Source organism: Streptomyces sp. NPDC058375, from assembly GCF_042723425.1.
In the GTDB taxonomy this organism is placed as follows: Bacteria; Actinomycetota; Actinomycetes; order Streptomycetales; family Streptomycetaceae; genus Streptomyces; species Streptomyces durocortorensis.
This window is the reverse complement of sequence record NZ_JBHXJG010000347.1, coordinates 1-5,836: the sequence shown is the minus strand read 5'-3', so window position 1 is coordinate 5,836 and position 5,836 is coordinate 1. Positions and strand designations below refer to the sequence as shown.

The 5,836-nt window shown below is 74.0% G+C and carries 5 protein-coding genes and 2 pseudogenes; 4 read left to right on the top strand and 3 right to left on the bottom strand.

What is annotated here, in order from left to right:
* From ACFWM7_RS32860 to ACFWM7_RS32850, 3 genes and pseudogenes are all read right to left on the bottom strand, one after another.
* Positions 1-154: pseudogene (locus ACFWM7_RS32860) on the bottom strand (GNAT family N-acetyltransferase); the annotation flags it as partial.
* A gap of 141 nt (positions 155-295) precedes the next feature.
* Positions 296-2,329, bottom strand: coding sequence for an ATP-binding protein (locus ACFWM7_RS32855; protein ID WP_383267776.1), 2,034 nt, complete (start codon positions 2,327-2,329; stop codon positions 296-298).
* Positions 2,330-2,465: 136 nt separating this feature from the next.
* Positions 2,466-3,440 carry an LLM class flavin-dependent oxidoreductase gene (locus ACFWM7_RS32850; protein ID WP_383267774.1) on the bottom strand — a complete coding sequence of 325 codons (975 nt, stop codon included), beginning with the start codon at positions 3,438-3,440 and terminating at the stop codon, positions 2,466-2,468.
* A gap of 187 nt (positions 3,441-3,627) precedes the next feature.
* On the opposite strand from ACFWM7_RS32850, the gene ACFWM7_RS32845 reads away from it, so the two are divergent.
* From ACFWM7_RS32845 to ACFWM7_RS32830, 4 genes and pseudogenes are all read left to right on the top strand, one after another.
* Positions 3,628-4,332 (top strand): alpha/beta fold hydrolase, encoded by a 705-nt coding sequence (locus tag ACFWM7_RS32845; RefSeq protein WP_383267771.1) that lies wholly within the window; start codon positions 3,628-3,630, stop codon positions 4,330-4,332.
* Positions 4,333-4,334: 2 nt separating this feature from the next.
* Entirely contained in the window at positions 4,335-4,544 is a 210-nt protein-coding gene (locus ACFWM7_RS32840) for a hypothetical protein (RefSeq protein ID WP_383267768.1), read from the top strand.
* A gap of 559 nt (positions 4,545-5,103) precedes the next feature.
* Positions 5,104-5,265, top strand: a complete 162-nt coding sequence (locus tag ACFWM7_RS32835; protein ID WP_383267765.1) for a hypothetical protein — start codon at positions 5,104-5,106, stop codon at positions 5,263-5,265.
* A 255-nt stretch (positions 5,266-5,520) separates the two neighbouring features.
* Positions 5,521-5,836 (top strand): annotated as a pseudogene (locus ACFWM7_RS32830) (hypothetical protein); the annotation flags it as partial.

Below are 5,836 nucleotides of genomic sequence, written 5' to 3'. Positions count from 1 at the left end.
GCTCGGCGAGCAGGACGCGGTGGCGTTCGGTGAACTCGGCGAAGTAGTCGTCGCCCCGGTCGGAGATGGACGCGGCGAAGTAGGTCCGGTTCTCCCGCTCGAAGGCGAGCAGGGCCTCGGCGTGGTCGCAACGGAGCCGGCTGATGGACGTCATACCCGGATGCTAAGCGGTGTCCCGTCGAGGTGTCCGGCGGCCGAGTGCAGGGGCTGGTCCGGCGGGGGCGGCCCGGGCCCGGGAGCGTCCCGGCTGCCCCTGCGTGGTCCGCCTGCCCGTGCGGGACAGCCGGGGCAGGTCCTAACCGGGGTTCCCGCGCTCCAGCGCGTGGGCCAGGCCGCGTTCGGCGTCGTCGGCCGAGGCGCTCCGGTAGGCCAGCTCGTACGCCGAGTCGCCCGCGGCCTGCCGGGCCCTCAGCTCCCACTGCTCGCGGATCGCCCCGAGCTCCGGGGTGCCCCGGTGCGGGTGGCCGATCATGCGCCAGAACGTGTGCCCCGTACCGGAGGCGCGGGCCGCGGCCACCCCGTTGCCCTGCGCCGCGATGGCTCCGGCGAGCAGATCGAGGCCGAGCGCTATGCCGAGGCTGTCGTGCAGCTCGTGCTTGCTCGCGAGCATCGCGCGCGCGTGGCTCTCGGCATGCCGGGGGCGGCCCTGGAGCAGGTGGATGAGGGCGAGTTGGTGATCGGCGTACGCCCGCGCCCAGTGCTCGCCGAAACGCAGACTGATCCGCTGGAGCCGCATGGCCTCCTCGTACGCCTCGTCGAGCCGGCCGAGCGCGGACAGGGCGAACAGGCGTATCACCCGGCAGCGCAACTGCGAGGGCGCGTCGGCCGGATCGCCCGGATGGTCCTCCAGCGCGCCGTCGCTGACGGAGTACGCGTTGAGCGGCCGGCCCATCATCAGATACGTGAAGCTCACGGAGTGGGCCGCGAGGAGCACCGCCTCCGGGTCCTCGTCGCGGCGGGCCGCCTGCTCGCACTCCTCGCCGGTGCGGCGGGCCGCCTCGTGGTCGCCCTGGAGCGTCAGCGTGATCCCCAGGGCCCACAGCGCCCGGGTGCGGTGCGGACCGGCGGAGAGCGGCAGGGCGAGCACCCGCTCCAGATACGTACGGGCCTGGTGCAGATGGCCGCAGCAGCTCCAGAAGAGACCGGCGCACCCGGCCATCTCCATCGCCATCTCCGGGTCCTCGGCCAGCAGATGGTCCAGGGCCGCGCACAGGTCCGCGTGGGTGTCGGCGATCCGGTGGTACCAGAGGACCTGCGAGGGCCCGAGCCAGCCCGCGTACGCCTGGACGGCGACATGGGCGAAGTGCCGGGCGTGCCGGTCGGCGAGGAGCGCGTCCTCCGCCAGCTCGGCCAGCCACATCGCCCCGTACTCGCGCAGCGTGTCCAGCATCCGGTAGCCGTCCCCGGCCCGCCGGAGCACGGACTGGTCGGCCAGGCGCTCCAGGGCGGGGGCGACGGCCTCGGCGTCCAGCGGCCCGCCCGCGCACACCGCCTCCGCGTCCGGCGTCGTGATGACACCGCGGAAGACGGAGAGCCGCGCCCACAGCAGCCGCTCCAGCGGGGCGCAGAGCTCGTGGCTCCAGCCGATCGTGGTGCGCAGGGCCCGGTGGCGGCGGGGCCAGACGGTGTCGTCGGTGAGGTCCTCCATCCGGGAGGCCAGCCGCCCGGTGATCTCCTGCGCGCTGCTCTCGCGGAGCTGGGCGCAGGCCAGTTCGACGGCGAGCGGTATGCCGTCGAGGCGGTGGCAGATCTCGGCGACGGCGGCCGCACTCCCGGGGTCGTCGAGCGAGACGCCCGGGGCGACGGCCGCCGCGCGGTCGCGGAAGAGCCGGATGGCCTCGTCACCGTCGTCGCCCGCCGACAGCGGGGGCACCTCGACGCACCTCTCGTCCGCCGCGCCCAACGGCTCCCTGCTGGTGGCCAGGACCGTCAGACCCGGGGCCGCGGCGAGCAGTTCGGCGACGAGCTGACCGCAGGGGCCGACGATCCGCTCGCAGCAGTCGAGAACGAGGAGCAGGCTCTTGCCGGACAGCCACTCGCCGAGCGCGGCCACCGGGCGGCGAGGACTGTGGTCCAGCAGCCCGACCCCGTCGGAGACGGTCGTGGCGAGCAGTTGCTCGTCGTGCAGATGGGAGAGGTCGGCCCACCAGACGCCGTCGGCGTAGCGGTCCCGGGCACGCTCGGCCGTGCGCAGGGCCAGTCGGCTCTTGCCGACCCCGCCGCTGCCGGTGAGCGTGACCAGCCGATGATCTCGAAGTGCCCGTTCGACGCTGACCAGTTCGCTGTTGCGGCCGACGAAACTGGTCGTCACGACGGGAAGGTTGCCCATCACGGGAACATCCTGCCTCGCCGTCGCCCACCGCCTCGGTTCATAGCGAAAAGCAGTCAGAAACGGCCGACAATGCATCCCGTTCGATCGGCGGTGGGCATCGGCCGAAAGGCGAGGAGGTGATCGTGGCGGTGCCTCAGGCGTCGAGAACGGAAGCCAGGGAATCGAGGGCCCTCAGCGGGTCGGGGCCGACCGGGGCCAGGACGGTGTCGGTGACGCCCGCCGCCCGCAGTCCGTCGAGGCGGTCACGTGCCTGTGCCGGAGTCCCGGCCACGGCGAGTCGGGCGACCCACTCGTCGGGCATGCGCCGGACGAACTCCTCGCGGCTCGCGCACCCGGCCCGCAGCGCGACCAGCTCGTCGGCGAACGGGAGCGGGGCGATGTGCGCGTGCCAGTCGGGCTCGCCGATCCACTCCAGCCCCCGGCGGGCGGCGGCCAGCGCGGTGAGCGGGTCGGCGTCGACGGACGCGATGTTGTACGCGACGAGCCGGTGGGGGCGGCCGGCGGAAACGTGCCCGAGCGCCGCCCGCGCGTACTCGGGGGCGACCGGCTCCGCGAGGACCGTTCCGTCCGCCACCTCCCCGGAGAGCGCCAGGGACTTGGGGCCCCGGACGCCCGCCAGGATGTCGGGCACGACGCCGGGCAGCGCACCGGGGTCGAGCTGTACGCCGTCGAGGTGGACGTACTGCCCGCGCCGCTGCGTGAGTTCGCCGCGCAGAAGTGCCCGCAAGGCGTCGACGTACTCGCGGAGGAAGGTGAGCGGGCTCCGGGGCCACTGACCGACGCTGCGCATCCAGTGCGGCATGCCGTGCCCCACGGCGACGTCGACCCGGCCGGGGAAGAGCTGCGCCAGGGACGCGATCTCCAGCGCCGCGAACGCCACGTTGCGGGCCCCGGCGGGGAGCAGCCCGATGCCGACCCGGACGTGGTCGGTGGACGCCAGCACGGCGGCCGCCTGGGCGATCCCTCCGCGGAAGCCGAGGTCCTCGACCACCCAGACGGCGCCGAACCCCAACTCCTCGGCCCGTCGCGCGTACGGGAGGATCCGGTCGGCCGGCAGGTCGCGCGGCAGCAGAACGCCCACGGTCCGGTCGGTGGCGGGGGAACGCACAGGTGCTCTCCTTCGATCGGCGGCCGGGCGACGGCGATCACCCCGCCCGCCACCCCGTTCCGGTCCCGCGAAGATAGCGAAGCGCCGACGGTGACGGCCCCCGCCGGGGGCGCCCGCCCGTCCGAGCCCGTGGGCCGTGGGACGGCGGTCGCGAGGCGCTGTCGTGCCCCTGCGCTACGTTGCTGGCATGACGCAATTCGTACTCGTGGCAGGCGCCTGGCTCGGTTCGTGGGCGTGGCGCGATGTGGAGCCCGACCTGCGTGCGGCCGGTCACGGGGTCCACCCGCTGACCCTGTCCGGCCTCGCCGACAAGCAGGGGGCGGCCGCGGATCAGCGGACGCACGTCCAGGACATCGTCGAGGAGGTCGAGCGCCTCGGCCTGAGCGATGTGGTGCTGGTCGGGCACAGCTACGCGGGCATCCCGGTCGGGCAGGCGGCGACACGGATCGGCGACCGGCTCGCCCACGTCGTGTTCGTCGACTCCAGCGTTCCGGCCGAGGGCGAGTCCTTCGTATCCGGCTGGCCGGACGGCCGGGCGGGCGTGGAGGCGGCCATCGCCGCCAACGGGGGCTTCTGGCCGCCGCCGACCGTCGCCGACTGCGCGGACCAGGGACTCACCGAGGAACAGAGCGCCCGGTTCATCGGCGGCTCGACACCCCACCCCGGCGCCACCCTCACCGGTCCCGCCGTCCTGACCCGTCCGCTGGGCCTGCTGCCCGCGACGTACGTCAAATGCCTGCTCGACTGGCCCGAGCCGAGCCCCGAGGTGGCCGAACTGCTGACGAGCGAGCGATGGCGGCTGGTCACGATGGACACCGGCCACTGGCCGATGTTCTCGCAGCCCCGCGAGCTCGCCCGGATCCTGCTGGACGCGGCGGGAACGGACGCGTGACGATGGAGGCCTCATCCAGCCCGGAGCGGCGCTCCCCGGACGATGACGCGGCGGTCACGGAACACCCGGAGATCACCTTCATCGGATGCGCGCGGTGCGGCACCCTGATCGCCGGCCTCGACGGGCGGTACGCCTGCTCGGGCTGCGGCTGGGTCAACGAGTGGACCGAGGGCCACCGGCCCCTGCCCGAGGCCCGCCGACGACGCCTCTAGCGCCTCTCATCCCCCAGGCACTGTCCACCGTGTGCGGAACGACGACCGACGACCCGGCGGCCGCCCGGCCGCAGGAAGAGAGCACGATGTCCGACCGGCCCGACGCCGACATGATCCATACGTCCCTGGCCGCGATCGCCTCACTGCTCGCCCCGGCGCGCCCCGCGTGGGCGAGGAGGTGCTGCGCGCCCACGACAGCCCGCACGACTACGTGAGCGCCTTCGCGGGCCGGCTGGCCGAGCGGGGCGTCGACGAGCCGGTGGACAATCTCTCCTGGATCGCGGGTGGTGGGCCTCCGGGCGGCCCGGGCCGACGAGCTGACCACGCTCGCCTCCCGCGCGGGCTTTCCCGTCCAGCACCCCGGTACGGGCCGCCGCGGGCGGTGACGACGCTCACTCCCGCGCCGCCGAGACCCGGGCGGGGAGCCGTTCCAGCAGGTGCGGCGGGGTCCGCGCGCCGGAACGGAATCGCGACCGCCGCCGCCCACCACGTACACTCGCCCCCGCCTCCGCCGACCGGCAGGGGCTTTCCGCACCAGACCGACGGGGAAAATCACCGTATGAGTTCCGCAGACAGCACCGAAGCACCGATCTACGCCGGCCTCGTTGAAGAGCACGGCGACGTGCTCGCCGAAGTGCGCCGGGTGGCCGAGGAGGTCCTGCGCGAGGCCGACCGCGCCATCGACTTCGGCGGCGTACGGACGGCCGCCGGAGCCCGCTAGCGGCGAGCCGAAAACCTCGGTCGTAGCCGCCTCTGGGCGGCCATGTCCATCACGGGACGATGAATGTCCCACGACTATTGCCATATTCTTGCGTTCGCGACGCGATGGTTTGCTGAAGAACCGTCGCTGGTGGAAGCGGGGTGAGGTCGCGGCAGGCCGGGCGTCCGACATGGAGCCCGAAGCCGCCGCGGCCCCCGGCCACCCGCCCGCGATCGCCCCGGCGGCCGTGCTTCGGTGAGCGGTCCATGCAACCGCGTGGAGAGCGCTCCCAGCCGGCCGCCGAGGGGCGGCGGACTGATCGGGAAGCCGACCGGAAGCCACCTCGGAACCCTGCGACAGCGACGCTCCCTGACCGCACGGCACACCGAGCCGCTGCGCCGGCTGCGCGAGGACCCGGGGCTTCTGCTGTTCGCCCGCGGCAATGCGCTGATCTGCGCCGTCAACCTCGCCGAGGAACCCGCCGGGCTCCCCGCCCACACCGAGGTCCTGCTCGCCGGCGGCCCCCTGGACGCCGAGGGGACTACCCCGGGGCACGGCGGTGTGGCCGGCCGTCTGAAACGGTACGGCACAC

What these genes read in the sequence shown, in the direction of transcription:
- ACFWM7_RS32845 (WP_383267771.1), top strand. Translation starts at nt 3,628, where the DNA reads ATGACGCAATTCGTACTCGTGGCAGGCGCCTGGCTCGGTTCGTGGGCG.
- ACFWM7_RS32840 (WP_383267768.1), top strand. Translation starts at nt 4,335, where the DNA reads ATGGAGGCCTCATCCAGCCCGGAGCGGCGCTCCCCGGACGATGACGCG.
- ACFWM7_RS32835 (WP_383267765.1), top strand. Translation starts at nt 5,104, where the DNA reads ATGAGTTCCGCAGACAGCACCGAAGCACCGATCTACGCCGGCCTCGTT.
- ACFWM7_RS32855 (WP_383267776.1), bottom strand. Translation starts at nt 2,329, where the DNA reads ATGGGCAACCTTCCCGTCGTGACGACCAGTTTCGTCGGCCGCAACAGC.